The 26,694-nt window shown below is 37.3% G+C and carries 29 protein-coding genes, 1 pseudogene, 1 riboswitch and 1 other annotated feature; of the genes and pseudogenes, 28 read left to right on the top strand and 2 right to left on the bottom strand.

Going from position 1 to position 26,694, the window contains the following annotated elements; all coding sequences use genetic code 11:
• Window positions 1–2: 2 nt before the first annotated feature.
• The 25 genes and pseudogenes from B494_RS0112515 to pheA all read left to right on the top strand — a co-directional run bounded on the left by B494_RS0112515 (window position 3) and on the right by pheA (window position 20,612).
• Window positions 3–1,214, top strand: coding sequence for a type II secretion system F family protein (locus tag B494_RS0112515; protein ID WP_241211421.1), 1,212 nt, complete (start codon window positions 3–5; stop codon window positions 1,212–1,214).
• A 76-nt stretch (window positions 1,215–1,290) separates the two neighbouring features.
• A riboswitch (cyclic di-GMP riboswitch) is annotated at window positions 1,291–1,373 on the top strand.
• Between the two features lie 223 nt (window positions 1,374–1,596).
• Window positions 1,597–1,923: a competence type IV pilus major pilin ComGC gene (locus tag B494_RS19345; RefSeq protein WP_017472731.1), complete on the top strand. Its 327-nt coding sequence runs from the start codon at window positions 1,597–1,599 to the stop codon at window positions 1,921–1,923.
• A gap of 54 nt (window positions 1,924–1,977) precedes the next feature.
• Complete coding sequence (locus B494_RS0112505) at window positions 1,978–2,733, top strand: prepilin peptidase (protein WP_017472730.1); 756 nt, start codon at window positions 1,978–1,980, stop codon at window positions 2,731–2,733.
• Between the two features lie 33 nt (window positions 2,734–2,766).
• The gene (gene pilM / locus B494_RS0112500) at window positions 2,767–3,726 is read left to right on the top strand and encodes a type IV pilus biogenesis protein PilM (RefSeq protein ID WP_017472729.1); all 960 of its coding nucleotides are present in this window, start codon (window positions 2,767–2,769) and stop codon (window positions 3,724–3,726) included.
• A 35-nt stretch (window positions 3,727–3,761) separates the two neighbouring features.
• Window positions 3,762–4,313 carry a hypothetical protein gene (locus tag B494_RS0112495; protein ID WP_017472728.1) on the top strand — a complete coding sequence of 184 codons (552 nt, stop codon included), beginning with the start codon at window positions 3,762–3,764 and terminating at the stop codon, window positions 4,311–4,313.
• On the top strand, window positions 4,303–4,860 hold the full coding sequence (locus tag B494_RS0112490; protein ID WP_017472727.1) for a hypothetical protein: 558 nt from the start codon (window positions 4,303–4,305) through the stop codon (window positions 4,858–4,860). The genes B494_RS0112495 and B494_RS0112490 overlap by 11 nt, the downstream gene beginning before the upstream one ends.
• Window positions 4,861–4,971: 111 nt before the next feature.
• Window positions 4,972–5,811, top strand: a complete 840-nt coding sequence (locus B494_RS0112485; protein ID WP_017472726.1) for an SPOR domain-containing protein — start codon at window positions 4,972–4,974, stop codon at window positions 5,809–5,811.
• Window positions 5,812–5,976: 165 nt separating this feature from the next.
• Window positions 5,977–6,546 carry a RadC family protein gene (radC, locus tag B494_RS0112480; RefSeq protein WP_017472725.1) on the top strand — a complete coding sequence of 190 codons (570 nt, stop codon included), beginning with the start codon at window positions 5,977–5,979 and terminating at the stop codon, window positions 6,544–6,546.
• Between the two features lie 446 nt (window positions 6,547–6,992).
• On the top strand, window positions 6,993–8,195 hold the full coding sequence (locus tag B494_RS0112475; RefSeq protein ID WP_206536221.1) for a hypothetical protein: 1,203 nt from the start codon (window positions 6,993–6,995) through the stop codon (window positions 8,193–8,195).
• Window positions 8,150–8,290, top strand: a pseudogene (locus B494_RS20195) (JAB domain-containing protein); the annotation flags it as partial. The gene B494_RS0112475 and the pseudogene B494_RS20195, both read left to right, overlap by 46 nt.
• 293 nt (window positions 8,291–8,583) lie before the next feature.
• On the top strand, window positions 8,584–9,624 hold the full coding sequence (locus tag B494_RS0112465; protein ID WP_017472722.1) for a rod shape-determining protein: 1,041 nt from the start codon (window positions 8,584–8,586) through the stop codon (window positions 9,622–9,624).
• A 15-nt stretch (window positions 9,625–9,639) separates the two neighbouring features.
• The gene (gene mreC / locus B494_RS0112460) at window positions 9,640–10,515 is read left to right on the top strand and encodes a rod shape-determining protein MreC (RefSeq protein ID WP_017472721.1); all 876 of its coding nucleotides are present in this window, start codon (window positions 9,640–9,642) and stop codon (window positions 10,513–10,515) included.
• Window positions 10,515–11,057 carry a rod shape-determining protein MreD gene (gene mreD / locus B494_RS0112455; protein WP_017472720.1) on the top strand — a complete coding sequence of 181 codons (543 nt, stop codon included), beginning with the start codon at window positions 10,515–10,517 and terminating at the stop codon, window positions 11,055–11,057. Before mreC ends, mreD begins: the two co-directional genes overlap by 1 nt.
• 42 nt (window positions 11,058–11,099) lie before the next feature.
• Complete coding sequence (gene minC / locus B494_RS0112450) at window positions 11,100–11,783, top strand: septum site-determining protein MinC (RefSeq protein ID WP_017472719.1); 684 nt, start codon at window positions 11,100–11,102, stop codon at window positions 11,781–11,783.
• A complete protein-coding gene (gene minD / locus B494_RS0112445) occupies window positions 11,776–12,573 on the top strand; it encodes a septum site-determining protein MinD (RefSeq protein WP_017472718.1) in 798 nt (265 codons plus the stop codon). Before minC ends, minD begins: the two co-directional genes overlap by 8 nt.
• Window positions 12,574–12,967: 394 nt before the next feature.
• Complete coding sequence (locus tag B494_RS0112440) at window positions 12,968–13,699, top strand: M23 family metallopeptidase (RefSeq protein ID WP_017472717.1); 732 nt, start codon at window positions 12,968–12,970, stop codon at window positions 13,697–13,699.
• Window positions 13,686–14,531: a M50 family metallopeptidase gene (locus tag B494_RS0112435; protein ID WP_017472716.1), complete on the top strand. Its 846-nt coding sequence runs from the start codon at window positions 13,686–13,688 to the stop codon at window positions 14,529–14,531. Before B494_RS0112440 ends, B494_RS0112435 begins: the two co-directional genes overlap by 14 nt.
• Window positions 14,532–14,548: 17 nt before the next feature.
• The gene (locus B494_RS0112430; RefSeq protein ID WP_017472715.1) at window positions 14,549–16,000 is read left to right on the top strand and encodes a ribonuclease E/G; all 1,452 of its coding nucleotides are present in this window, start codon (window positions 14,549–14,551) and stop codon (window positions 15,998–16,000) included.
• A gap of 40 nt (window positions 16,001–16,040) precedes the next feature.
• Window positions 16,041–16,122, top strand: a sequence feature (ribosomal protein L21 leader region).
• A gap of 17 nt (window positions 16,123–16,139) precedes the next feature.
• Window positions 16,140–16,448, top strand: a complete 309-nt coding sequence (gene rplU / locus B494_RS0112425; protein WP_017472714.1) for a 50S ribosomal protein L21 — start codon at window positions 16,140–16,142, stop codon at window positions 16,446–16,448.
• 12 nt (window positions 16,449–16,460) lie between these two features.
• Window positions 16,461–16,793, top strand: coding sequence for a ribosomal-processing cysteine protease Prp (locus B494_RS0112420; protein ID WP_017472713.1), 333 nt, complete (start codon window positions 16,461–16,463; stop codon window positions 16,791–16,793).
• A gap of 15 nt (window positions 16,794–16,808) precedes the next feature.
• Window positions 16,809–17,099, top strand: a complete 291-nt coding sequence (rpmA, locus tag B494_RS0112415) for a 50S ribosomal protein L27 (protein ID WP_017472712.1) — start codon at window positions 16,809–16,811, stop codon at window positions 17,097–17,099.
• A gap of 198 nt (window positions 17,100–17,297) precedes the next feature.
• The gene (locus B494_RS0112410) at window positions 17,298–17,819 is read left to right on the top strand and encodes a Spo0B domain-containing protein (protein ID WP_017472711.1); all 522 of its coding nucleotides are present in this window, start codon (window positions 17,298–17,300) and stop codon (window positions 17,817–17,819) included.
• A 12-nt stretch (window positions 17,820–17,831) separates the two neighbouring features.
• Window positions 17,832–19,112, top strand: coding sequence for a GTPase ObgE (obgE, locus tag B494_RS0112405; RefSeq protein ID WP_017472710.1), 1,281 nt, complete (start codon window positions 17,832–17,834; stop codon window positions 19,110–19,112).
• A 166-nt stretch (window positions 19,113–19,278) separates the two neighbouring features.
• Entirely contained in the window at window positions 19,279–19,728 is a 450-nt protein-coding gene (locus tag B494_RS0112400) for an ACT domain-containing protein (RefSeq protein ID WP_017472709.1), read from the top strand.
• A gap of 23 nt (window positions 19,729–19,751) precedes the next feature.
• Complete coding sequence (pheA, locus tag B494_RS0112395; RefSeq protein ID WP_017472708.1) at window positions 19,752–20,612, top strand: prephenate dehydratase; 861 nt, start codon at window positions 19,752–19,754, stop codon at window positions 20,610–20,612.
• Window positions 20,613–20,960: 348 nt separating this feature from the next.
• Here the strand turns inward: pheA and B494_RS0112390 are convergent, their stop codons facing one another.
• Together B494_RS0112390 and B494_RS0112385 are read right to left on the bottom strand one after the other, a co-directional pair.
• On the bottom strand, window positions 20,961–21,497 hold the full coding sequence (locus B494_RS0112390; RefSeq protein WP_017472707.1) for a transcription repressor NadR: 537 nt from the start codon (window positions 21,495–21,497) through the stop codon (window positions 20,961–20,963).
• A 259-nt stretch (window positions 21,498–21,756) separates the two neighbouring features.
• Window positions 21,757–22,869, bottom strand: coding sequence for a cysteine desulfurase family protein (locus tag B494_RS0112385; RefSeq protein WP_017472706.1), 1,113 nt, complete (start codon window positions 22,867–22,869; stop codon window positions 21,757–21,759).
• Window positions 22,870–22,977: 108 nt separating this feature from the next.
• Between B494_RS0112385 and nadB the strand changes: the two genes are divergently transcribed.
• The 3 genes from nadB (at window position 22,978) to nadA (ending at window position 26,601) form a co-directional block, all read left to right on the top strand.
• The gene (gene nadB / locus B494_RS19340; RefSeq protein ID WP_017472705.1) at window positions 22,978–24,543 is read left to right on the top strand and encodes an L-aspartate oxidase; all 1,566 of its coding nucleotides are present in this window, start codon (window positions 22,978–22,980) and stop codon (window positions 24,541–24,543) included.
• A gap of 97 nt (window positions 24,544–24,640) precedes the next feature.
• A complete protein-coding gene (gene nadC / locus B494_RS0112375) occupies window positions 24,641–25,474 on the top strand; it encodes a carboxylating nicotinate-nucleotide diphosphorylase (protein ID WP_017472704.1) in 834 nt (277 codons plus the stop codon).
• A 20-nt stretch (window positions 25,475–25,494) separates the two neighbouring features.
• Window positions 25,495–26,601: a quinolinate synthase NadA gene (gene nadA, locus B494_RS0112370; RefSeq protein ID WP_420884345.1), complete on the top strand. Its 1,107-nt coding sequence runs from the start codon at window positions 25,495–25,497 to the stop codon at window positions 26,599–26,601.
• Window positions 26,602–26,694: the final 93 nt, after the last annotated feature.

Here is a 26,694-nt window from a genome sequence, read left to right as displayed (position 1 = left end):
AGGTGAGTGCATTGCCAATCTATGCTTATCAAGCGCGTACACGTGAAGGTAAATTAACAAAGGGTAAAGTGGAAATGGAGACTGAAAAGGATGCATTAATAGAATTACAACAAGTGGGTCTGCTCGTTTTTAAAATCAAAAAACTTAATCCCATCTTGTATAGTGATATTAATATAGGACGTCCAATAAAAAATAAAGATTTTGTTATTTTTCTTCGCCAATTTTCAACGTTAGTTAATGCAGGCATTAGCTTAGTTGATACGACAGAAATATTAGCTGAACAGTCAAATAGTAAAACATTAAGGACCGCATTAATAGAGGTGAGGGCGCATATTCAAGAAGGAGAATCTTTATCTCGTGCATTAGAACGCTATCCAAAGTTATTTCCTGAATTATTAGTAAGTATGGTAAATGCAGGCGAAGTAAGTGGTCGTTTAGATGAAATATTTGAACGAATGGCAACTTATTATGAAAAGCAATATCAGCTGAAGCAAAAAATAATTACAGCCATGACTTACCCAATAGTGATTGGATCACTTGCTTTGTTGATTACGATGTTCTTGCTTGCTTTTATTGTTCCGATATTTACTGATATGTTTTTATCATTTGGCCAAGAAATCCCACCGTATACGCAGTTTATCGTTAATATTAGTCATTTTATGCAACGGTTCTGGTGGCTGTTTGTCGTTATTGTCAGTTTAACGGTGGTCATCGTTAAAGCATTAGTAAAACGTGAACGATTCGCTTATTTATTTGACCATTTACACTTTAAATTGCCTATATTCGGCATTTTTGTTCAAAAAGCGACATTAGCAAGAATGAGTCAAACACTTAGTTCATTATTAAATAGCTCAATCCCTATCTTAGAGGCTCTTCAAATAACAGAACATGTGATTAGTAACCGGATCGTTAAAGACGTGTTAAAAGAAAGTAGAATAGCTTTAGAAGAAGGAGAATCTTTAGCAAAGCCGATGAAAGAGCATTGGGTATTCCCGAAACTTGTCACTCAGATGATTGCAGTTGGAGAAGCGACGGGTTCTATTGATGCAATGTTAAAGAAAGTGGCGGACTTCTATGAACAAGAATTAGAAGAAGCATCGGATAAGTTGAAATCCCTGATTGAACCGGTATTAATTATCTTTTTAGCATTTGTTGTTGGGTCTATTGTCCTGTCTGTTGTTATACCGATGTTCGATTTATTTGAAAATATATAAAAAAAGTAAATTTGTCATGTACTTTTTAACCTATATAGGTGGACAAATACATTTATATTAGTATAATAGTATTATAAATTAAATCAGAAACGAGGAAAATTTACCTTATTTGGGCACTTTGGTAAATTGGAGTTAGTAGTGCAACCGGCTGGCATCATAAAGGTTATTTATGTTGTGAGTCTTTTTTAAATGCGTTCTTATTATCAAGTAAGGACAGAATATACAGTATTTGGATATGATTTTCTTGGTTAGACGTTATTGAAAATCATTGCTAAAGCAATTGCACTTCATTTACATCATATGCTGTGAAATTTAAATACCGCCATAAATAACTTTTAAGTTAATTCAGAACTTATATCACTTGTTTTAAGGAGGAAGTAAGATGTTAAGTAGAATGAAGAAAATACTTAAAGGTGAAAAAGGTTTTACGCTTGTTGAGCTGCTTGCAGTTATTGTTATTTTAGGTATCATTGTTGCAATTGCTATTCCAGCGATAGGCAATATTATTAAAAATGCTCAAGGTGACGCAGATGAACAGGAAGTGGCATTGATTTTAGATGCAGCTAGACTTTATGAAGTTCAAAATGAAAATGGCTTACCTGTTGATGTCGATACACTTATAAGTGAAGGGTATTTAGACTTGAGACAAGGTGATGCACCTTCTGGAACAGTTGACAGAGATGCAGATGGTAAGTTAGAACTCAAATAAATATAACATGTAGACTCCTCCCTGAGGGGTCTTTCATTCTATTAGGAGAAGACAATGGCCCTTTTTTATTACATCGTTACCTTTATATTTGGATTGGTGCTAGGTTCTTTTTACAATGTGGTTGGTTTGCGTGTTCCTCAAAAAAATTTTCTGCAATCGGATCGTTCATATTGCCCTAACTGTAAGAAAGTGCTGCGATGGTTTGAATTGCTTCCAGTTTTGTCATATCTGATCCAAAAGGGGAAATGTCGTGGCTGTCATAACGCAATTAGCAAGCTTTACCCCATAATTGAATTGTTAACGGGTACAAGCTTTACTTTGAGTTATTGGCGTTTTGGTTTATCTTTTGAATTAATTGTTGCTTTCTTAGTTATCTCTTTAGCCGTTATTATCATCGTTACCGATTCTCGCTATTTTCTTATTCCAAATAAAATACTAATCTTTTTCTTACCGTTTGTTATTGGGGCGCGTGTCCTTGTTCCATTGGAACCATGGTGGTCACCAATCTTAGGTGCTATTATTGGTTTTGGTTTAATTTTTTTAATCATCATTGTGAGTAAAGGCGGAATGGGTGCTGGTGATATGAAGTACTTTGCCTTGCTTGGTATAATATTTGGCTACCCATCTATATTATTGGTTTTTTTACTAGCAACATTTTATGGAGCATTGGTGAATACGGTTTTATTATTGATGAGAAGAGTGGATCGGAAATCTAAAGTGCCTTTTGGTCCTTATATTAGTTTAGCTGTATTGACGGTTTTAATATATGGAGAATCTATAATCGATTGGTATGTATCGCTATTCTTTTAATTGGAATTCTAACTAAACTAAAGGATGAAATATATGCAATTATTTAGTAACTTACATGTTTTTGTAACGATTACGGATCGAAGTATTCGCTACTTTGTCTGTCCTTACAACAAGCCGGAACAAGTGGCTGATTACGGCGAGGTGATTTTTGATGTCAGCATGATTGAAGATGGCCGTATTGTTAATGAGGAACAGTTAATGCTTACGTTAAAGATGTTAATTGAACAAAAAAAATGGAGACGTCGCAAATTATCATTTATTGTTCCGGACAGCTTTGTTGTTATGCGATTTGAAAAAATACCGAGTCAGCTAAATAAAGAAGAGGCAACATCATATATAAAATTACAACTTGAAGGTAGTATTCGATTACCGTTTAAAAAACCAGTGATCGACTATCAATGCTTACAGGAAGGCGATAAAGAGAACGATATCTTATTATTTGCTTATCCGTCTGAAAGGCTACTTCCCTATTATCATTTATTTGATCAATTGCGTTTGCAACCCGTAGTGGCAGATGTGTCCTACTTAAGTGTCTATCGATCGTATGTAAAGCAAGACTTGTTTAGAAAAGGCGAGCATTTACTGATGATTCAATGGAATAAGGTTGATTTAGTGTTAACCGTTTTTCATGATCACTTACCACGCTTTAGCCGTCATATTCATTTTGCAAATGCTTTTCAGGCATGGGAAAAAGACCAAGTGAAACACCAATTAGTTTGGCGTCAATCCACTACTGCTACAGAGACATTTATTGAAGAACAACTCTTAACAATTGAACGGTTTATCGATTTTTATCAATATTCAGTAATGAATGGCCTTGAGCAAGTAACTGATTTGTTAGTGGTTGGTGATTTTCCTGATATGGAGCAATTAAAGCAACAATTACGTGATCGATTAGCATTGCCAATTAAAAATTTTCATTTAACAAATCATCTGCCATTAGATTATGCAGCGCTGTATGGATTAGGGTTAAAGGGTGCCAGCTTTGACTAATAATCATAGCAGCCTTTCGATAAGGGGTTATAAACATGATTGAAATCAACTTTTTTGAAAAGAAGAAAAAGAATCTTATACCCTATTTATTAATGGGGGTATTATTACTTGGTATAATGAGTATAAGTGGCTATTTCATACTGACTTCTATCCAATTAAACAAGCAGAATCAAACGAATCAAAGTCTTATTCAAGAACAATCAACCATCATTGATGAGTTGCAACATGTTCATTTACTAGCGAATCAAGTTGATCAGTTAGCGAACGATCTAAATCGCCTTATTGACATTAAACATCCAACTGTCTTTTTAAATGATAACATCTTACAGCAACTCCCTGTTGATCCAGCAACCACTATTGTTGATTTTAACTACACGATTCAAGGTGACTTGCTATTGGAATTACAATTAGCAGATGCTAACGCTGTTTCTAGTTTAACCCGTGATTTACTGGCCTTGACATATGTAACTACTGTTGAATTAGAAGCAATTGATCTGATCAATGAAGTCGAAGCAGACTATCAAGTGAATTTAACTATAGGTATTGATCAGATTCAGTTAAGTGAGGTGGCTAAAGATGATCATTAAATGGGAGAAAAACTATTTGCTATATCTGTTATTAATTATAGTGGTTTTAACAGCCATCTGGTATTATGGTGACCGTTTGTTTTTAAGTGAAGCCCGCCAAGCCTTAACAGATTCTGAAGCGATGCTAGCTAGACAGCAAACGTTACTTGATCAATCATTGCGTGTTGATAAAGGTGAAGAAGATTGGTTAGATGAAGCAGCGAAGCTACGTCAACAGCTCCCGACAGAGCAAAATGTTGATCAGCTAATTGATGCTGTTTTTGAGCTTGAAGAACGACTAGATGTGACCATTAGTAGTATCGCTAAAAGCACAGAAGCTATCATTTTAGAGCAAGACGGTTATCCAAATCAAATAAATATAATTGACTATCAGTTATCATTTGATACAGCATCTTTAGAAGTATTTAATACCTTCATTAGCGAGCTAAATGATATGGATCGATTTATTGAGCTAATACAATTGGATTATCAACAACCTTTTGATGATCACGTCTCGAGTAATGTAATAATTAGGGCTTTTTATAATGAAAATGTATTAATAAATTAAAATATCACATATTTTGATGGGAAATTAACGGCTCTTGCTGACAAGGGTCGTGTTTTTTTTTATTCGCTCCATGCTAGAGTAATGATAGAGTAAGGAATGGAGTGAATACACTTGGAAAAGAAAAAACAAATATCTATAAAACTATCTGATCAAAGTAAAGTATCAATTGATGATAATCTTACTAAGGAAACGGCAGCAAGTCTTTCTGATCTGGATAATGACCCTCCTGAAGTAGAGCCTTATACTTATGGATTACATTCATCAAAAAAAACAATGATTAAAAACGCGTTTTGGGTTAAATTTATCGTGACGGCATTTGCTGCAATTGCGATTGGAATGGGATTTGGCATGACATTTATTTATATATTCACAGGTGAAAAAGAAGAAGCTACAACTAACCAAGAGCTAACACAATCGTTTGAGGATCAAGATAATCAAACAGCTTCAACTTCAGATCTCAAAGTACTTGACGGCTTATCAGCCTATGTCATTCAAGTGGGAGCCTTTGAGATGCAAGAGCAAGCTGAACAATTTCAAAAAGATTTAAGCAACCGTGACTATTCAGCTGTTGTTTGGCAAACAGATAATGATTATCGTGTGTTTGTAGGTGTATATCAATCAGAATCTGAAGCAAAGCAAGCAGCGGAACAGCTAGATATAGACACCTATATTCGAGAGTGGCAAACTGACGCGTATGATATTGCTGTAACAGATGAAGAATATCATTGGCTAACGTCTTTTTCAGAACTATGGCAACAATCATTATCAGGTATTACAGAACAAGTGGAACAAGATTGGCAGCAATGGTTAACCGTTGATCATTATTCTGAATCAGAACATGTTTTACAATTCCATCAACAAGTGGAAGAGCTATTACAAGAAATCAACACGAGTCAAACCGCTACACTTTTAATGGAACTTTGGTTTACATATGATCAATTTGCTAACTGACAGAGATTGATAAATTGTGTTATTTCTGATCTCTTTTTTTCAATTATCAAGCTGATTTTTCAATATGCATCAATATTTATTTACCGTATATATAAAAGCGTATAGTTGTGAGTTTTTTAAATTATGTATACATTAGAGTTAACCTATTAAGAAAGGAGGTTTATTATGCCTGAACTTCATTTAACGATGAAGGATATCCCTAAACAAGACCGGCCAAGGGAACGTTTGATTGAATGGGGGGCATCACACCTCTCCAATCAAGAATTAATTGCTATTCTTTTAGGAAGTGGAAGCAAAGCAGAAACAGTTCAAGATCTAGCAAAGCGTGTTTATCACCATTTTGAAGGGATTGAGCTACTAAGGGAAGCAACCTTGGAAGAGTTAACGGCCATTAAAGGGATTGGGCAGGTTAAAGCAGTAGGAATGCTAGCAGCGATTGAATTTGGCAATAGAATGGCCCGGTTAAAAGCAACAGAACGTTTTGTTGTTCGGTGCCCCGAAGATGGTGCGGACTTTGTTATGGAAGACATGCGCTTGTTAAAGCAAGAGCATTTCGTTGTTCTTTTTCTTAACACGAAGAATCAAATTATTCATCGACAAACCGTCTTTATTGGCAGTCTCAATGCTAGTATCGTACATCCACGAGAAGTGTATCGCGAAGCTGTAAAAAGATCAGCAGCTTCTGTTATATGCGTTCACAACCATCCATCTGGCGTGCGCCTATACTGTAGTTAATAAAAGTGGTCACAAGATGACCTAGAATTCCTTATCATATTCTATGACCAGCACCTTACTTCTAGTGGAAACACAATGAAGGACAATAGCATGGTGTCAATTTGATTGGTCAAATAATGTAAGGTAAAGGCTAAACTGCTTGAACTCTAGACTAATTAATGGATGTGATGGTATCGTAACATGTGTTTACGCGAATGATATAAACACCACGCGTCAGATGGTGTTTATGATAAGGATTATTCGCCATTCTTTAAGATGGAGAGATAGTCGAAAGGAGTACCTAACCATTATGTATCTTTTATTAACTGTAAGGTAGGGATTACCTAAGTAGTGCTGCACTATAAGGTAACGGAATCCTCATAGTACCCAACGTTTGCAGGTAATCTGTTTAGCAGGGGGAAGGGGGATAGGCTGATCAAACAGATTTGATTGGAGGTGTCATGAATGTGACAAGTCCCCCTTTTAAACAAATCGTTGTTATGCGTGAGCGGATAAGAGCTAAAAAATATGTTAAGCATTGTTATAAACTTTTCTATCAAGATGCACTTTGGCTCCAAGTGTTAAATGAGCGTGTGCATGATATTGACAAGCCGCGTGATTTAAAAAAGTATGTTGACCATTTAAAACAGTTGTTTTTAAGGAAAGTCAACGTTAATCGTCTTAATAAACAAAAGCGAGACGTGGTTAAAGAAGCCGTTGTTTATCTTATTGAACAGCTATTCATAACAATGCATGGGTCTTCCAATCCATTTACCCAAGTAAGAAGGGATTGGAAACATGTCAGATGGGTAATCATTTTTAAACCAAAGCTTGAGGCATTAGAAATGTTTACAGATAACATCAAATATTTGATTGATGATATTCGCTTTAGACATGTGATGACTCGTGTTTTATATCAACTAAAACAGGAAGAACCCGATCGATACTTGTATTTGCTTCAAGCGATATTTCTTTCGAATTATATCCTCCCTATATTAAATGGGTTTCCCCTAATTAAACCTTTTAGACTTTATATTGATCAATTTACGTATCTAGGCCTAGCAACGACTAAAGTTAAAGCGATTGACCTTCTTCAATACTTGCGAGACACCACCAGTTATCACATGGACGCTATTGACTTCCAACATTTTTCGCTTCCAATCTATCTTCATGGGCTTCAGATCAAAAAAGATCAAAAAAATAATAAAATCTGTATTGATGTACCTCAACATATGCTGATCAAATTAACGCAGATGTTTCAATATGGTCATTTTCATCAAGGGAGAGCGAGTGCAAGAGGATATTTAATTCATCGATCGATCCGCGAGATTGTTAACGTCTATCAAGGCGAGCTTCTTGTTGTTAGACTCTTATACGCTATTGTTGACAACAGTAAACAGCTCAAGCGATTTCATTATTTTGCTTATCAAAGTTTACTACGAACAATCGCTGTTAAGAAAGATTACTCAATTAAAAAGGCTGCATCTTTATTAAAAGAAAATAATATAACAATGAAGCAAATGGCTCATGTTTATAAATCAGCTGGCGAGCCGTATACATCTAAAGGTGTACGTACGGTTCTGAGGGAGACGTCTAGATATCTTCGAAATAACGTCGACCCTACGACCCTTCACCATCTCAAGAAGATATCCTTGTTACAAAAAGATTAGCAGAATGCGGTAAGATGATTGGCATAGAACTTTTAGATCATTTAGTCATTGGTGATCATAAATTCGTTTCATTAAAAGAAAAAGGATATGTATAAATACTATCTATTTTTAACATTTTCTCGTATAATTAAATAGGCGAGTTATCTAAGTAAGCGCCCTACGGCAAGAAAATTCTTGCGTTAGGCGCTTCTTATTGTGATAAAATGTGTAGTAATAGTTTTTTTACAATCCGAGATTATTGATCATCAGTATGTTGTGAATAATTAAGGGCAATGGTATTTCTAAAAGCTGTAAGGTATGACTTTTAACGAAACAACAGTAACGTTGTGTAAAAATTCCATGCAAATATAAACATTTTACTTTTTCAAAGATAGAGAGGACGATTAATGTGTCAAAATTTAGTTTTTCACAAGATTTAGGTATTGATTTAGGGACAGCGAACACGCTAGTTTACATTAAAGGAAAAGGGATTGTTGTTAGAGAACCATCTGTTGTGGCTAAAAATAATTCAACAGGTGACATTGAGGCCGTTGGTGGTGACGCGCGTAATATGATTGGTCGTACACCAGGAAATATTTCTGTTATTAGACCTATGAGAGACGGTGTTATTGCAGATTATGATACCACTGCTGCCATGATGAAATATTATATTCGTTTAGCACAAAAAAATCGCTCTGTACTTGCACGAAAACCAAACGTGATGGTTTGCGTTCCATCTGGCATTACAATGGTGGAGGAACGCGCGGTGATCGATGCGACTAAACAAGCGGGGGCGAAAGAAGCTTATCCCGTAGCAGAACCTTTTGCGGCAGCTATTGGAGCTGGACTGCCGGTTTGGGAACCTACCGGTAGTATGATTGTAGATATTGGTGGAGGAACAACAGAGGTAGCCGTCATTTCTTTAGGTGGTATTGTGACAAGCCAATCGATTCGTACAGCTGGTGATGACATGGATGAGGCGATTATACAATATATTCGCAAAAAATATAGCCTAATGATTGGTGAACGTTCTGCTGAGTCAATAAAGATGGATATTGGTTCTGCAGGCTATCATACTGAGGTTGATGAGATGGATATTCGTGGGCGTGATTTATTAACAGGTTTACCTAAGACAATTACAATAACTGCGGAGGAAATAGCTCATTCTTTACGTGATACAGTGACAGCTATTATCGATTCAGTGAAGAACACATTAGAAAAGACGCCACCCGAATTGTCTGCGGATGTGATGGATCGAGGCATTGTCATATCTGGAGGCGGTGCATTACTACGTGGTTTGGATCAAGTCATTTCTGAGGAAACAAAGATGCCCGTATTTGTAGCAGAGCAACCATTGGATAGTGTAGCTATTGGTACAGGGAAGGCCCTAGAATATATTGAACATTTCAAATCACACCCTAATATTGCATCGCGTTCAACTATGGATTAAATTGGAGGATTAGCTATGTCTTTTTTTCGAAGAAAACGTCTGTTTTCGATTTTGTTAGGTCTAATCATTTTAGTAGGTCTAATTGGTTTTTCGCTAAGAGACCGTGATCAGCTATCTTCTGTCGAAGAATTTTTTCTTGATGCGGTTGGGTGGGGCCAACAAATTGTGTTAGCGCCAGTTAATTATACAAGCCGTCTCGTTCAAAACATTAGCAATCTGAATAATCTTTATGATGAAAACCAAGTTTTAAAGGAAAATTTAGCCCAATATCAGCAAATGCTATATGAAGTACAAGAACTACGAAATGAAAATGATGAGCTTATGGCTCTTTTGGATAAAACAGAAAGTATCACTGATTATACCGCTATCCAAGCTACTGTTACAGCAAGGAGTCCTGAGCAATGGTTCAAACAAGTTACGATTGATAAAGGAAAACAAGATGGGGTTCAACCAGATATGGCTGTGATTACAGCTCAAGGGATGATTGGTAAGGTGCAGTCAGCTTCTCAGTTTTCCTCTAGTATCCTTTTATTAAATGGATTTGACCGATCGAATCGAATTGCGGTTAATGTGAATTTGACTGATGAAGACGAAGATGCACGTGGCTTTATTTTGGACTATAATGAAGAACGAGATCAATTAGTATTGGAATTCACTGAATACTATGATGAAATACCAGAAGGTGAACACGTCTTTTCTTCAGGGTTAGGTGGGATTTTCCCAAAAGGTTTAGAGATAGGGACGATTGAAGAAGTTACAACTGATCAATATGGCTTGACTCAAATTGCTTATGTCAGTCCTTCAGCAAATCTTAGTGATTTAAACCATGTTATTGTTGTTGATCGTGGTTTGCCATCAAACAACGATGATGATGAAACGGAGGAGGAATAATGTCTAGAGTTTATCTTCCTCTTATTTTGTTGTTATTGCTTGTTATGCAAGGAGCAATGATTGAATTAATTCCTGCTCGAGTCGATGAATTAGGATGGCTCATTGTCAGCCACTCTGTTTTTTTGTTCCTTGTCTTATTCAAGATGTTTTACGATTTAGAGGATACCTACTATGCGTTATTTTTCGCCATCTTATTTGGTTTTTTAATTGATGTTGTGTATACAAATATTTTAGGTGTGTATATGTTCAGCTATGCGATTTCTATTTACTTTGTTCACGGAATGCGTAAGTTGTTGCATGCTAACTTTTATGTTGCATCATTACTGGCCTTTGTTGCTGTCGGGTTGGTAGATTTTCTACTTTACCTTATCTATTATGCTACTGATGTAACCCAAATGATCATGGCGGATTACCTTATCAACCGGATGATCCCAACAATGGTTGTTAATCTAATGATCTTTCTTATTTTTTATGCTCTGTTTAAAAGGAAGTTAGTTAAATGGTCTAAAGAACGATTTGATGAAAAACGTTCTACAAATTAAATGATGTCAACATGACTATGCAGACCGAATGGAGGTGTTTGCTTGGTGGCAAAGAATCAATATGTAACGATTAAAGGTACAAGAGACGGACTAACCCTTAACTTGGATGATACGTGTTCTTTTGAACAACTGTTACATGAATTAGATAAAACGCTCTCTCAAGATGATATCGATGTTGAACAATCAATGATTACGGTTAAAGTTCAACTAGGTAATCGTTACTTACATAACGACCAAGAGGAACAATTGCGCACCCTTATTCGTCAGAAAAACAAGTTGGTCGTCCAAGATATTGAGTCGAACGTGATAACAAAAGAACAGGCAATGCGATGGAAAGAAGAAAGTGATATGCGTATTATTACAAAAACGGTCCGATCAGGCCAAGTCGTTGAGATAACAGGGGATCTTCTTTTAATTGGCGATGTCAATCCCGGCGGAACCGTAAAGGCAACTGGAAATATATTTGTGATGGGTAATCTTCGAGGCATTGCTCACGCCGGTTATAAAGGCAATCAAGACGCAGTAATTATGGCTTCTTATATGCATCCGGTACAATTGAGAATTGCAACGCTTTATAGCCGATCACCTGATTATGAATCAGATGGTGTTTATATGGAATGTGGCTATGTTGATCAATCTGAAAAAATAATAATTGATCGTTTACAAATAGTTGCTAAAAAACGACCAGAATTAAGTGGATTTGAAAGGAGTGTTTTAAATGGCTGAGGCTATTGTTATTACTTCAGGTAAGGGGGGCGTTGGTAAAACAACGACCACTGCAAATCTAGGGACATCACTAGCGCTTATGGATAAAAAAGTGTGCTTGATGGACACGGATATTGGTCTTCGGAATTTAGATGTTGTTATGGGGTTAGAAAATCGGATTATTTTTGATATTATCGATGTGGCGAAGGGGAAATGTAAGTTAAAGCAGGCATTGATTAAAGACAAACGTTTTGACTATTTGTATTTATTACCTGCTGCCCAGACGAGTGACAAAAATGATCTCTCACCAGAAGCAATGATAGAGATGATTGCGGAATTAAAAAAAGAATTTGACTTTATTATTATTGATTGTCCAGCAGGTATTGAACAAGGATATAAAAATGCGGTGGCTGGTGCTGATCAAGCGATTGTCGTAACAACCCCTGAAAAATCAAGTGTACGTGATGCAGATCGGATTATTGGTTTATTAGAGCAAGAAGAATTGGAACCAGCTAAATTAGTGATTAATCGAATCCGAAATCATATGATGAAAAATGGCGATATGCTAACAATTGATGAGATTATTCAAATCCTTTCAATTGATTTATTGGGTATTGTAGCGGATGATGATGAAGTGATCAAAGCTTCGAATCACGGAGAACCTATTGCCTTTCAACCGAATACTAAGGCATCGATAGCTTATCGAAACATTGCTCGGCGTATATTAGGTGAGTCTGTACCCTTACAATCATTTGAAGAAGAACAAGGCATGTTCACTAAAATGAAAAAATTCTTCGGGATGCGTAATTAATAATTCTTTAACGATGGATGACTACTGGTAATGAGATCAGGGTGTGATCATTTTAACGACTTCAAAGATTTTAGCCACATAATTAGAGTGTGTGACGCGTGAAATAGATCAATCAATACAGGAAGAGGTGGACAAGTTTGTCTGCTTCTTTTTCGTTGTCAGCAAAAAAGGCGCTGTGATTAATGATTAATCACCTAGCACAGGCCAGCTACTACATGTTAAAAAATGAAGCAACTTTTCGAGCACCTCTTTAAGTCATGATAGGACGTGTTGAAAGCTTTTGTAACTAACCCGAAGATCAGATTAACCGAATAAAATCAATGCTGATAAACTCATAATTCTTAGTATGTTGAATAAACTTGTACAAATGCTAATAGAAAGTAGTGAGTCTATCGTGAAGCGAGATTTAAAACAAGTACGTAAGACCTTGGCCAAACGGAAAAAAGGAAAAACAAAAGCGGTTAAAGTTAAATATCCTAATCGGCCCCCTCGATCACTTGATACATTAAAGCAACAACATACAAACCATTCTAATGATCGAATGCCTTTATTTATGAAACAATTAATCATTTCAGGCTCCTTTTTTCTAATAGCAACACTTATTTTTCAAACGCAATTGCCAGCATTAAGTCAGACCAAACAATGGTTAACGAAGCAATTGAGCGAAGATTTTCCTTTTGCTACAGTTAATGTCTGGTATCAAGAACGTTTTGGATTGCCTTTTGGATTATTTGTTGATCAATCAACGATCCCAACCTATGGGCAATTGGCCATGCCTGTCAATGGTGTTGTTTCAGAGTCTTTTGAAACAAATGGACAAGGCTTAGTTATAGAAGTGATAGACCAGCCGGATGTTTATGCAATAGAGCAAGGGACAGTAATTTTTGCTGGAAACGATCGGCAAACGAAAAAAACAATTATTATTCAACATCCTGATCGAACCAAATCAATATACGGTTTTCTAGATGAGATCAATGTGACCCCCTATCAGTTTGTCCATGCAAGTCAAATGATTGGGACAGTATCTACATTGTTAAATGGTCAACATCACTTGTATTTCTCCATGCAAAAAGGTAGTGAATTTATTGATCCCATCGAGGTAATTCCTGTTGATGATACGAAATAAAAACACTTTTATTTATTTACATCCATCAATTTGGTTTACCATTATTGTTTCTCTATTGACGGGTATGTTAACTGAAGTATTAATTATTTTCACTATCGTTATTTGGCATGAGTTGGGCCATATTATTGCTGCTAAGTCATTTAATTGGAATATACGTCGTGTGACACTATGGATATTCGGTGGTGTGATGGAGACAGAGGAACACGGAAATAAACCAGCTTTTGAACAATTTCTTATTACAATTGCGGGTCCGCTACAACATGTATTTATTTATTGGATGTTGTTACAATTTAACACAGCGTTACAACTTTCTGAATCGTTACTTTTATTTGCTATTAAATATAATCAATTTATTCTACTTTTTAACCTCATTCCGATTTGGCCGCTCGATGGTGGTAAACTATTTAATCTTTTATTAAATAAAATATATCCCTATAAAAAAGCATATGAGCGTACGTTAATTTTCTCTTTTGCTATGCTTTCTATATTTTTAGTGATTGTAACCATTTACTATGATGCTTTTTTAAACGCATCTGTTCTGTTTACTTTTCTTATTTTAGAGAATCGCTTAGAATGGAAAAGAAGATTCTATGTATTTCAACGTTTTTTATTAAGTCGTATGTCAAAAATGAAGCAATCGAGGAAAGTTGTTCCACTTATACTTTCAAGTCAAACGTCATTAAGTGATGTTTTTTTACATTTTCGTGCCAATTGCTATCATCCTATTTTAATTAAAGAACGTTGTAGAATGACCAATGAAAGCACGTGTTTAAAGCACTATTTTGAACAAGGTAACTATCAGGATCGGTTAAATGATGTCGTTCGGAATTGAAGGAAAGAGGCGTACAAATGGTAGATATTATGTTATTAACCAAAACAACAGAAAAGCTCGGTCTAGTTATAGCACAGGATAAAATTATTGACTTGGCGATTGACCGACCCAACACACCACAACTTGTAGGTTCTATTTTAAAAGCAAAAGTGACAACTGTCGATAAAGGCCTTCAAGCTGCTTATCTAGACATAGGGTTAAAACATAAGGGATACTTAGAAAAAAAAGAATTGCCAGCATCGATTAATCCAACAGATAAACCGATTGAGTCTCTGCTCGTTGAAGGTCAAACCTTATTTGTGCAAGTAGTCAAAGATGCTTACCAGCAAAAAGGGGCGCGGTTAACGGCGGATATCACTTTACCTGGGGAAAATATTATCTACTTACCTTATGGTCAGCGAGTAGCTGTTTCAAAAAAAATAACAGTTAATCAAGGTGAAGAACTGGCAGGAGTACTAGGAGAAATCTGCGCAGACCACGAAGGTTTAATTATTCGCACAGAGGCGGTTAACCATTCAGTTCAAGAGCTAACGCAGCAGGTTGAGCAGCTTCGTCAGTTGTGGCATCACCTCAGACAAGACGCTAAGGATGAGAAGCCCCCTTATCAAGTTTGGCATGCTCAAACGGTAAGTGATCAGCTAATTAAGAAGTTTTCAGGTGCTGATATTAACATGATATATTGTGATCAAGCAACGACTGTAAGACAACTTAAGCAGCGTTATCCTAAATTAATCGAAAAAGTAGTATGGGATAAACAGTTAACGGATAGATTGCCGATTACAGTGGACCATTTATTTGAGCAATTGTTAGATCCCGTAGTGGTTTGTCAACATGGTATAACATTGCATATTGACCATACTGAAGCGCTGACCGTTATCGATGTCAACTCTGCCGGTTATACCGGAAAAAGAGGATCTCATCAAACAGCATATGCAGTCAATAAAATTGCTGCTGTTGCGATTGCAGAACAGCTTCGACTGCGAAATATATCTGGAATCATTGTGATTGACTTTATTCGCCTGCGAAAAACACAGGATCAGGCGAAGTTGCAAAAAATATTTACTGATAAGTTAAAACAGGACGTACTACCAATTAAGGTTTTCGGCTTTACAGCGCTGGGATTATTTGAATTAACAAGAAAGCGAGAAGCGCCGATCCATCAGTTTACAATAGGGCAAACAATAGCTAAGGCGAGTCGTGCCTCACCAGAAACAATGGTTTTTCAGCTTGAACGGCAGCTTGTTTCAATTAAAGAAGAGGCAACGGTGGTAGAAGTAACTGAGGGCTTCAAGCAACTTTGGTATAGATGGATCAATCATGATTTGCTTCAGCAAAATCTTCAAACGACTGTCTATTTTAGTATAGTAAAAGGTGTACACCATTATCACATTAAACGAATAGGTTCAGAGGCACTTATTCAGGAATATATCGCTAAAAAGAAACAACAAAACATTGACAAGATAAATTAAATCATGATATTATTCTAATGTTATGCAAGTCAAGTAGCACCCGTTGCTACAACCGCGCAGAACAGGTGAATGCATAAGCGGGAGTATATTCCGCACCTGTGATGGCGAGTCTGAGTTATTTTAAGGAGGTGCAATTAGGATGTACGCAATTATTGAAACAGGCGGTAAGCAAGTCAAAGTAGAAGAAGGTCAAAGCATCTACGTTGAGAAATTAGCAGCTGAAGCTGGAGAATCTGTTACGTTTGATAAAGTACTTTTTGTTAATGGGGATGATGTTAAAGTAGGCGCACCATTTGTAGAAGGTGCTTCTGTATCGGCTAAAGTTGAGAAACAAGGTCGTCAGAAAAAAGTAACGATTTACAAATTCAAGCCTAAAAAGAATTATCACCGTAAACAAGGTCACCGTCAACCTTATACAAAAGTAACCATTGAAAAAATTAACGCTTAAGGTTGAATGATTATGATAAAGGTTACGATTTATCGTAAACAATTCAAACATATAACAGCGTTTGAACTGAGTGGACATGCTGAGAGCGGTCCTCATGGTCATGATTTAGTGTGTGCTGCTGTGTCAGCAGTGGCTTTTGGAATGACAAATGCTATCATTAATTTAGCTGAGATTGAGCCAATTATTGATCAAAGTGACAATGGGGGTTACTTAAAAGTGGAGCTACCTGAAAGTTTGACAAAAAGCCAGCTTGAAAAAGCGTCTTTATTACTTGAAGGTATGCTAATTTCTTTACAAACCATTGCACGTGATTATGGTCAATATATTTCCATCTCTGAAAAATAAGGAGGTGCAAAACCCATGCTACGTTTAGATTTACAATTTTTCGCGAGTAAAAAAGGTGTAGGTAGTTCTAAGAACGGCCGTGATTCAGAATCAAAACGTTTAGGTGCTAAGCGTGCTGATGGCCAAATGGTTACTGGTGGTTCTATTCTTTACCGTCAACGTGGAACAAAGATATACCCAGGTAACAATGTTGGACGCGGTGGTGATGATACGCTTTACGCAAAAGCAGATGGTATCGTGCGTTTTGAACGTGTCGGACGTAACCGTAAACGTGTAAGTGTTTATCCTGTTGCACAAGAAGCATAATGAATGAAAGTGAACGTGTCTCAAAAGATAAGTCTTTTGAGACACGTTTTTTTCATTAAACTGAAATGTATATTAGGTAAAATCACTATGATATTAAAGTATTTTTATTAAAAGACTCTCAGCGATGAGTTAGAGTCACTTTTACGAATTGAGGGTAATCTGGTATAATTTTTTTACATTGATATCGGCGGTGATAAAATGGATGAAAAAGAAATTGTAAATTTGCTAAGGCATTATCGACATGATTGGTCGAATGATTTACAAGTCATTATGGGTTATGCCCAGATGGGTAAGCTAGATAAGGTCCAACAAAAATCAGCAGAAGTCGCTGAAAGACTTATGCGGGAACAGCAATTTCAGAATATGGACTTACCAGCAACGATACTAAAGCTGATGCGATTAAATAATTTGGAAACAGGCATAAGATGGGAGCCTGTTATTGAAATTGTAGAGCCCCCAATCATAAATGATCACCAATTGGCACATTTAGTTGAATCTGTTCATCAAATAATCTCAAAGTATCTAATGAATTCAATGCTTTACCATGGTACAATAAAGTTTCAACAATTTAAAAAGCAACCCTTTCGTCTAATATTAGAAATAAATCAAGCACTTAAAGATTTAACTGTGCTTATTGACGAATTGACCGCAACGGATTATAGAATACAAATAGTATCTGCTCAAGAAGAACGACTAGTGGTTGTTTGGGAAGCGGATTAAAGAGGTGACATCATGTTTGTTGATCAAGTGAAAGTATATGTAAAAGCAGGCGATGGAGGGAACGGACTTGCTTCATTTCGTCGAGAGAAATATGTGCCATTTGGTGGACCATCAGGCGGCGATGGTGGCAATGGCGCCGATATAATCTTTGAAGTAGATGAAGGTTTAAATACATTAATGGATTTTCGTTATCAACGTCATTTTAAGGCGAAACGCGGTGAGAACGGCATGAGTAAAGGTCAGCATGGTAGGAATGCAGAGCCCCTTATCTTAATGGTACCACCTGGGACAACGATTAGAGATGAAGCCACGAATCAGGTTGTTGCCGATCTAATAGAACACGGCCAACAGGCATTGATAGCAAAAGGTGGACGAGGTGGTCGTGGAAACATTCGATTTGCGACTGCACGGAACCCTGCACCTGAGATTGCGGAGAACGGTGAGCCAGGCATTGAACGTGATATTATAATTGAATTAAAGGTAATCGCCGATGTAGGGTTGGTGGGATTCCCAAGCGTTGGGAAATCGACGTTGTTATCTGTCGTTAGTGCAGCACGCCCTAAAATAGCTGATTATCATTTTACGACATTAGCTCCTAATTTAGGTGTGGTTGAAACAGATGATCAACGTAGTTTTGTGATGGCTGATTTACCGGGTTTAATCGAAGGTGCTCATGAAGGGATCGGTTTAGGACATCAGTTTTTACGTCATGTTGAACGGACAAGAGTGATCGTTCATGTATTAGACATGGCAGCCACTGAAGGAAGAGATCCGTTTGAAGATTTTCAAGCTATCAATGAAGAATTAGGCGCTTATGATCAGACGTTATTAGATCGCCCACAAATTATTGTAGCGAACAAAATGGACATGCCAGATGCAGTTGAGCAGTTGGAGTTGTTTAAGGAACAATTGCAGGATGAACATCCCATTTTTCCTATATCTGCAGTGACTCGTGAAGGGCTTCGTGATTTGCTATTTGCTATAGCTGATCAATTAGCACAAATACCAAAGTTACAAAAGCCAGTTGAAGAAGCCTCAGAACATGTTGTCTATAAACATCAAAAAGAAGAAGTCCCGTTTCAAATTACCCGGGATTCGGATGGTGCTTACGTTATTTTTGGTAAGAAAATAGAGAAGCTGTTTAAAATGACAGACTTAACAAGAGATGAGTCAGTCCAACGTTTTTCAAGACAGATGCGAAGTATGGGTATTGATCAAGCCCTAAGAGAAAGAGGGGCCAAAGATGGTGATACGGTCCGATTGTTAGAATATGAATTTGAATTTATTGAATAAAATTTTGTGTTATCACAGATAACCGTCCGTAAAACAACCGATTCTTTTATTTAGGCGGATGTTAACGGACGCTAATGTCCTGATTCACTCAGCTAACAATCAGTGGAGGGAAGAACACCCCCACTGATTGAAGTTCGCTTTATTTTTAGTGATGGGGAGGGTAGCAATGAAAAAAGAAGAGGAAACATTTTATCTGGTTCGTGGTGATTTTCTCCCTGATGCGATGCGGAAAACTTTAGAAGTTAAGGCACAGTTAGATCGAGGAAAAGCGAATTCGGTTTATGAAGCGGTAAAGCAAGCTGGACTGTCGCGGAGCGCGTATTATAAATACCGTGATGCAGTCTTTCCTTTGCAAGCTATTCAAAAAACTCGAATTATCACATTATTCTTTCATTTAGAGGACCGGTCCGGAACGTTATCAACGTTGTTAGATACAGTTGCTAGAGCTGGGGGGAATATTTTAACGATTCACCAAACTATACCAGTCCATGGAAAGGCTAATGTCACCTTATCATTAGATGTTGAACAATTAATGCTTGCATTAGATGAACTTATTGTGCAATTAAAAAACCAGCCGTTTATCGATCGCGTTGAGATCCTAAGTTCTGGTGCATAGGAGAGGAAAGGTCGGGGATAGAGTTGTCATTTTCAGTAGGCTATTTAGGTCCAAAAGGAACATTTTCACAGCAAGCTGTTGATGCATTATTTCCACAACATGTATCGATGAGCTATCAAACCATTCCAGCTTGTATTGACGCGGTTAAACTTGGCCATGTCAAGTATAGTGTAGTGCCCTTAGAAAATACATTAGAAGGCACGGTTAACTTAACACTTGATTACTTAATCCAAGAAAAGATGTTAAAGATAGTAAGTGAAATTATTATTCCTGTAAAACAACATTTTATGGTTCACTCGCAAAATAAGATGAAGTGGGAAAAGACGGAATCCATCTATTCACACCCTCATGCATTGGCGCAATGTCACCAATTTTTGAAGCAAAATATGCGTGAATCAAAAGTAGAAACATATACATCAACTGGAGCGGCGGCTCGCTTTGTAAGTGAGCACCCTGATAAACGAATAGGGGCGATAGCTAATGATCTTGCGGCAAAGGAGTATGGATTAGAAATTGTCAAACCCAATATACATGATTTTATTAACAATCAAACCCGCTTTATTGTTTTACATAAAAATGATACCGCCTTGCGTATTAAAGGTTTGGAATTAAAAGGATATAAAACAACGCTTATGATTGCCTTACCTACTGATCATGCGGGTGCCCTTCATCAAGTATTATCTGCTTTTGCATGGCGCAGGATTAATTTATCTAAAATTGAATCTCGACCAATGAAAACAGGTCTAGGCCAATACTATTTTCTAATTGATGTCGATCAACAGATGGATGATATTCTAATTCCGAATACAATTGCGGAAATAGAGGCTATTGGTTGCCATATAGAAGTCTTAGGTACTTACCCCTGTTATGTAAGTAATGACTAAACAAAATAAAAGTAAAAGATCGAGCCTATATTGGGAAAATGTAGGTTCGATCTTTTTGTTTTTAATTTACAAATAATGCTATCTGAGTCTGAATATATACTTGGTGTAACAGATTCATTCTACGAGAGGTCAATTGCTAGACGAACTTATTCACACAGGTAACAAACCGTAAAATACCCGCCTCAAAGCAGAGCAAACCTATTTAGACGGGAGCTAATTTCCGGGTTCACCCAGCTAACAATCAGTGGAAGAAGTAAGAAAGCTCCTCAGATTAAAGAGTTGTTTTTTTCGAGTGATTTACTCAAGTAGCTGTATTACTAAACGTTTGCATCACTTTTATTTTTACGACTATTCAATAGTGAAGCCGTTATTTTTGAGTGCTAAATACGCTGCTTCTAACTTATCCTCGTTTTCAGCTTCAAGGGTGTGGAGATGTACACCATCTGTTAATTCAGATAAGTAGGGTGCATGTGTAGAGTTAATTTTGTTGATAAATTGTTTGACATCATGACGATCACTTACCATAATAAGTGCTTTTAATTCGCCATATACGGGATGCTCTACGATGACATTGCCAACTGTTACGCCCTGGTCAACAATGCATTCCAATTCTTGCTGTGTTTGCTCTGGACTATGTTTACAAGCAACAATCCGTTGGCATTTATGCGTTTGATTATGTTGGTCTATTAATAAATAACCTTGACTTGTGGCGATAATAGGTTCCTTCTTTGCTTTTAACAATGACATATCTTGTACGATAACTTGTCTGCTAACCCCGGCCTTCTCTGCTAGATCCCCACCGGTTAAAGGTTGATTTGATTCTCTTAACCATGTTAAAAGCGCAGACCTTCTTTCATCCCCAACTAGTTTATGCGTGTGTTCCACTATTGTCACTCCTTTTGTCTCCTCTAACTGAAAGTAAAACCCCTTTCCAACAGAAGTTTTACTTTATCACAGATAACCGTCCGTAAAACACCCGATGCGAAATAGAGCGAAAATTTGATTTGGTTAGGCGGAAGTTAACGGACGCTAATGTCCTGATTCACTCAGCTAACAATCAGCGGTGGAAGAACACCCCCACTGATTGAAGGTTCGCTTTATCACAGATAACCGTCCGTAAAACACTCGCTGATGGAAGGTTCATTTAATTTTTCCATTCCTGTAACATATTTTCGCATACTTTTATTGTTTTTTCTAGTTCAGATTTTGTTGTTTCATTTCCTAGTGATAAACGAATAAAGTTTTTGGCATGTTGTGGATCTATCCCTAGAGCAATCATAGTGGGAGATGGCGATTGTTGGTTGACAGTACAGGCGCTTCCTGTGGACATTGCAATCCCCGCTTGATTGAATTTTAACATTGCATAATGACCAGGTATTTTATTGAACAAGATGCCAATCACATGTGGTGACTGTTGCCTTGCTGTAAATACGCTAGCGTGGTCAGTGATATTAGCGCTGTTTTCTATAAAGTAAGTTCTTAATTCTTTAATATGCTTAGCTTTTTCATCAATATGTGTTGTGCCAATATCAGCCGCTGCTGCAAATGCAACTAATTTAGCAATGTCTTCCGTTCCCCTGTATAATCTTTCACTAGTGTTTCTACTGGGAATGCTTCTTATATATGTGGCACCTATCCCTTTTGGACCATAGATTTTATGACCAGAAATGGAGTAGCTGTCAACATGTAGAGCTTTTACGTCAACGTGCACTTTTGAAAATGCTTGAACACCATCACAGTGAAAAAGGATCCCTTTTTGCTGTATCCATCTGCCAATCGTTTCAATATCTTGAATAGTCCCAATTTCATGGTTGATATGCTGAATAGCGACAAGGCATGTATTTTCCTCTACTTTGGCGATGACGTCGTCTAATAATATTTCCCCTTGGTCATTTGGGGTAAGTAAACTAATTTCATACCCTTCTGTTAGCTGTTTCTTTTTTAAAAAATCAGCAATCGAAAAATGTTCGAATGGTGTAGCAACGATATGTTTTTTGTTATGAGGCTTTGTTTGTAAAAGGGTTTCAAGCGCTAAATGATTTGCTTCTGTTCCACTATGTGTCATATGTAGTTCCTTTTGATCACATCCGAGGCAGCTGGCAATCACCTCATAGCTATAACGAGATAATTCCATCGCTTCTGTTCCTAAGTCATGTAAACTTAGCGGGTTTGCAAAAAAATCTCTTGCGGTTTGTTGGTAAATTTTTAATATATGCTCGTCGACAGGTGTCGAAGCAGCATAATCTAAATAGATCATAAATGCTCCTTTCAAAGAAGGTTCGTTTATTATTATCTTAAAATAAGTATTGTCATATGTAAATAAATATGTAAAGATAACTGTAAAGACATTAAAAAAGGAGACCACATGGATTATCAAACAGTCATTATTATTGGTGGGGGATTGTCAGCCATGGTTCTAGCTGACCAATTAGCAACGACACATCAAGTCACTGTCTTGATGAAAGCAGATATATCGGAAAACAATTCTATTTTGGCACAAGGTGGCATTGCAGCAGCATTGTCCCCAACAGATTGCTGGCAAGATCATATGGCGGACACATTACAAGCTGGTTATTATTTTGCGAACGAAGACGCTGTTAAGGTTCTCACAAAAGAAGGGGTTAGCGCGGTTTGTGATCTAATAAAAAAAGGCTTTCAATTTGATTCAACAAATGGTGCACTTATTTTTGGTCAAGAAGGTGCTCATCATAAAAGGAGAATTCTTCATGTCGGTGGTGATCAAACCGGTCATCGCCTGTTTAGTTTTTTTTATAATCGATTGGAAGGAAGCGTTCAATTAAAACAGGAACATAAGCTAATCGACTTAGTTATCGAGCAAAGTCGATGTATCGGTGTGCGATGTCAAACTGCAAATGATGAAGATGAATATTTTTTTGCTGATCATATTGTTCTCGCTACTGGTGGATGTGGGTCATTGTATCAATTAACCTCAAATAACCCGACGATTACTGGGGATGGATTAGCTATTGCTTATCGTGCCGGGGTAGAACTCATGGATTTGGAATTTATTCAATTTCACCCGACGATGCTTGTTAAGGATGGCCGCAATTATGGCTTAATATCTGAAGCAGTTCGAGGAGAGGGTGCTCGTTTGTTAGATGAGGAAGGCACTCTTCTTATGGAAGGGATCCACCCATTAAAAGACTTGGCACCTAGAGACATCGTGGCACGAACGGTTTATGATCATTACCTTGCAAATAAGCAAGTTTATTTAGATATTTCAATGATTGAAAGGTTTGATGTGAAATTCCCTACAATCAATAAATTATGTCAGAAAGCAAAAATAGATATGCAAGAAGGTGCCTTACCTATAGCACCTGGTGCTCATTTTATGATAGGTGGAATAAAAACTGATTTGGTTGGTAGAACATCTATTGATCGACTGTACGCCATTGGAGAAGTAGCTTGTAACGGGATTCATGGGGCAAATCGCTTGGCAAGTAATTCATTACTTGAAGCCTTAGTGTTCCCCAATCGATTAGCATCAGTTATTTCAGAGAGTACTTTAACTAAACGAATCGATCCAGTTATTAGCACTACAAATAGTGTGACGTATCAATCAATCGATTTACCATCTTTAAATACTTTGCAAAAGCAGATGACGACCTACGCTGGAATTGTTCGTGACCCATTCGGTTTACTTACACTTAAAGATTGGCTTGAAAGCTATCCTATCCATTGCCCCCTGGATCAGATTCAGCCAAAACAAAGGGAACGCGCTAATCAATTGTTGTCCGCATGGCTAATTGTTACTTCCGCATTAAGAAGGACTGAAAGCCGAGGTGCGCATTGGCGAGTTGATTATCCAAACCATTCGAAGGACTGGGATTTTGTCCATACGTTACGTTCTAAATATCGTGATAAACATCCACATAATAAGACTTGCGCTATGACGTCAAGAAATAAATAATAAAGGCTTTGATTATTAAGGCTGTCATTTAGAGAAGAGGGCAATCATTTAATTGGCTGAAATAGAAGCCTAAACATATTATACGAGGGGGAGCGTTATGAATCACTTGAAAGCTAAACAAGCAATTGAACAATTTTTACTAGAGGATATTGGAGATCGTGACTTGACGAGTGACTATTTATTTTCAAAAACGGATAAAGGGCAATCAAAGGTTGTTGCCAAACAATCTGGTGTATTGTCCGGTATTAACGTAATAGAAATCGTTTATCAATGTATTGATCCAACAGTTATCGTTCTCAATCACAAGTGTGATGGTGAACAAGTGCAAATAGGAGAAACGATCTCGACGATAACCGGTCCGCTTCCAGCTCTTTTAAGTGGTGAACGAGTCGCTTTAAATTTACTCCAACGCATGAGCGGTATAGCGAGTTTAACGGCAACCGCGGTCAATCAATTAAGCGATGAACAGACAAGAATCACTGATACTAGAAAAACAACACCAGGCTTAAGACTTTTTGAAAAATATGCAGTTACCTGTGGAGGTGGGTATAATCATCGGTTTGGTCTGTATGATGGCGTCATGATTAAAGACAATCACATTGCGTATTATGGATCAATTGAAGCAGCAGTTCAACACATTCGATCAAAGCTTGGACATATGGTTAAAATTGAGGTAGAGACTGAGAATTTAGCTCAAGTTGAGGCAGCCGTGAAATCGGCTGTCGATATTATTATGTTTGACAATCAAAAAGCGGAAAAGGTGCGCCAATATATTGAGCATATTCCTGAACACATGATCACCGAAGCTTCTGGAAGCATTACGCTAGATATGATCAAGGATTATCAGGACACAGGTGTAGATTATTTAGCATTAGGATTCATTACACATTCAGCGAAAGCCTTCGATTTTAGTATGGACATCGAAGGGTAAAGGAGGTAGAGAAGATGAATATGCTAACATATTTAAAGGAAAAAGAGCATAACACAGCATTAATGAAGTCCTATTACGCTTTGTCAAAACAAGAGTTAGAGAATGAAGTTTTCCGTATAAAAGAGCAATTAGGTGAGCGCTTATTTATCCCTGGACACCATTATCAGAAGGATGAAGTCATTCAATTCGCAGATATCAGTGGTGATTCACTGCAACTTGCACAATTATCAGCTCAAAATACCGTCGCCTCATTTATTGTTTTCTGTGGGGTTCATTTCATGGCTGAGACAGCCGATATGTTAACAACAGAGCATCAAAAAGTGATCTTACCAGATATGCGTGCAGGTTGCTCAATGGCTGACATGGCAACACTTGAGCAAACAAATACATGCTGGTTGTCGTTGGGGAAATTATTTGGTGACACTGTGATGCCGCTTACCTATGTGAATTCTACCGCAGCGATTAAAGGGTTTGTGGGTAAACATGGTGGAGCAACCGTTACGTCATCAAACGCTAAAAAAGTAGTCTCTTGGGCGCTACAGCAAAAGCAACGATTGCTGTTTTTGCCAGATCAGCATTTAGGCCGTAATACGGCTTATGATTTGGGTGTACCGCTTTCGGATATGGCGGTATGGAATCAACAAAAAAACCAATTGGAATATCAAGGGGATTATCAGCATATTAAAGTGATCCTATGGAAAGGTTTTTGTTCTGTGCACGAAAATTTCACAGTAGAGAATGTGGAAAGTATTAGAGCAGAGGAGCCCAATCGTTTTATAATTGTTCATCCTGAGTGCCGCTTTGAAGTTGCCCAACGTGCTGATTATGTTGGCTCAACTAAATACATTATAGAGATGATAGAAAAGGCTAAATCAGGTACTAGTTGGGCAATTGGAACAGAAATGAATTTGGTAAAACGACTACAAAAACAACATCCAGACAAGAATATTATCTCATTAAACCCATATATGTGTCCTTGTCTTACGATGAATCGCATTGACTTGCCTCATTTACTAGCATCATTACATGCGATCAGTGAAAATCGTTCATACCACCAGATCTCAGTCGATCCAGAAACAACGATGTGGGCGAAACGGGCTTTAGATAGAATGCTAATCCTTTCGTAGCTAAAAAAACAAACCTTTGTGTGTAAAGGTTTGTTTTTTTATTCAACTTTTAGATACAGTTGCATATGTTGTTAGGGAATAAGCCTGTTGTTT

The sequence above is a fragment of the Amphibacillus jilinensis Y1 genome, from assembly GCF_000306965.1.
Taxonomy (GTDB): domain Bacteria; phylum Bacillota; class Bacilli; order Bacillales; family Amphibacillaceae; genus Amphibacillus_C; species Amphibacillus_C jilinensis.
Note: the sequence above shows the minus strand (reverse complement) of the source record. Positions and strands in the feature narration are given on the sequence as shown.

What these genes read in the sequence shown, in the direction of transcription:
- nadA (WP_420884345.1), top strand. Translation starts at nt 25,495, where the DNA reads ATGCTAACATATTTAAAGGAAAAAGAGCATAACACAGCATTAATGAAG.
- rpmA (WP_017472712.1), top strand. Translation starts at nt 16,809, where the DNA reads ATGCTACGTTTAGATTTACAATTTTTCGCGAGTAAAAAAGGTGTAGGT.
- obgE (WP_017472710.1), top strand. Translation starts at nt 17,832, where the DNA reads ATGTTTGTTGATCAAGTGAAAGTATATGTAAAAGCAGGCGATGGAGGG.
- B494_RS0112495 (WP_017472728.1), top strand. Translation starts at nt 3,762, where the DNA reads ATGATTGAAATCAACTTTTTTGAAAAGAAGAAAAAGAATCTTATACCC.
- B494_RS0112385 (WP_017472706.1), bottom strand. Translation starts at nt 22,869, where the DNA reads ATGATCTATTTAGATTATGCTGCTTCGACACCTGTCGACGAGCATATA.
- B494_RS0112505 (WP_017472730.1), top strand. Translation starts at nt 1,978, where the DNA reads ATGGCCCTTTTTTATTACATCGTTACCTTTATATTTGGATTGGTGCTA.
- nadB (WP_017472705.1), top strand. Translation starts at nt 22,978, where the DNA reads ATGGATTATCAAACAGTCATTATTATTGGTGGGGGATTGTCAGCCATG.
- B494_RS19345 (WP_017472731.1), top strand. Translation starts at nt 1,597, where the DNA reads ATGTTAAGTAGAATGAAGAAAATACTTAAAGGTGAAAAAGGTTTTACG.
- mreC (WP_017472721.1), top strand. Translation starts at nt 9,640, where the DNA reads ATGTCTTTTTTTCGAAGAAAACGTCTGTTTTCGATTTTGTTAGGTCTA.
- mreD (WP_017472720.1), top strand. Translation starts at nt 10,515, where the DNA reads ATGTCTAGAGTTTATCTTCCTCTTATTTTGTTGTTATTGCTTGTTATG.
- B494_RS0112430 (WP_017472715.1), top strand. Translation starts at nt 14,549, where the DNA reads ATGGTAGATATTATGTTATTAACCAAAACAACAGAAAAGCTCGGTCTA.
- minD (WP_017472718.1), top strand. Translation starts at nt 11,776, where the DNA reads ATGGCTGAGGCTATTGTTATTACTTCAGGTAAGGGGGGCGTTGGTAAA.
- pilM (WP_017472729.1), top strand. Translation starts at nt 2,767, where the DNA reads ATGCAATTATTTAGTAACTTACATGTTTTTGTAACGATTACGGATCGA.
- B494_RS0112400 (WP_017472709.1), top strand. Translation starts at nt 19,279, where the DNA reads ATGAAAAAAGAAGAGGAAACATTTTATCTGGTTCGTGGTGATTTTCTC.
- nadC (WP_017472704.1), top strand. Translation starts at nt 24,641, where the DNA reads ATGAATCACTTGAAAGCTAAACAAGCAATTGAACAATTTTTACTAGAG.
- radC (WP_017472725.1), top strand. Translation starts at nt 5,977, where the DNA reads ATGCCTGAACTTCATTTAACGATGAAGGATATCCCTAAACAAGACCGG.
- B494_RS0112410 (WP_017472711.1), top strand. Translation starts at nt 17,298, where the DNA reads ATGGATGAAAAAGAAATTGTAAATTTGCTAAGGCATTATCGACATGAT.
- B494_RS0112435 (WP_017472716.1), top strand. Translation starts at nt 13,686, where the DNA reads ATGATACGAAATAAAAACACTTTTATTTATTTACATCCATCAATTTGG.
- B494_RS0112490 (WP_017472727.1), top strand. Translation starts at nt 4,303, where the DNA reads ATGATCATTAAATGGGAGAAAAACTATTTGCTATATCTGTTATTAATT.
- rplU (WP_017472714.1), top strand. Translation starts at nt 16,140, where the DNA reads ATGTACGCAATTATTGAAACAGGCGGTAAGCAAGTCAAAGTAGAAGAA.
- B494_RS0112420 (WP_017472713.1), top strand. Translation starts at nt 16,461, where the DNA reads ATGATAAAGGTTACGATTTATCGTAAACAATTCAAACATATAACAGCG.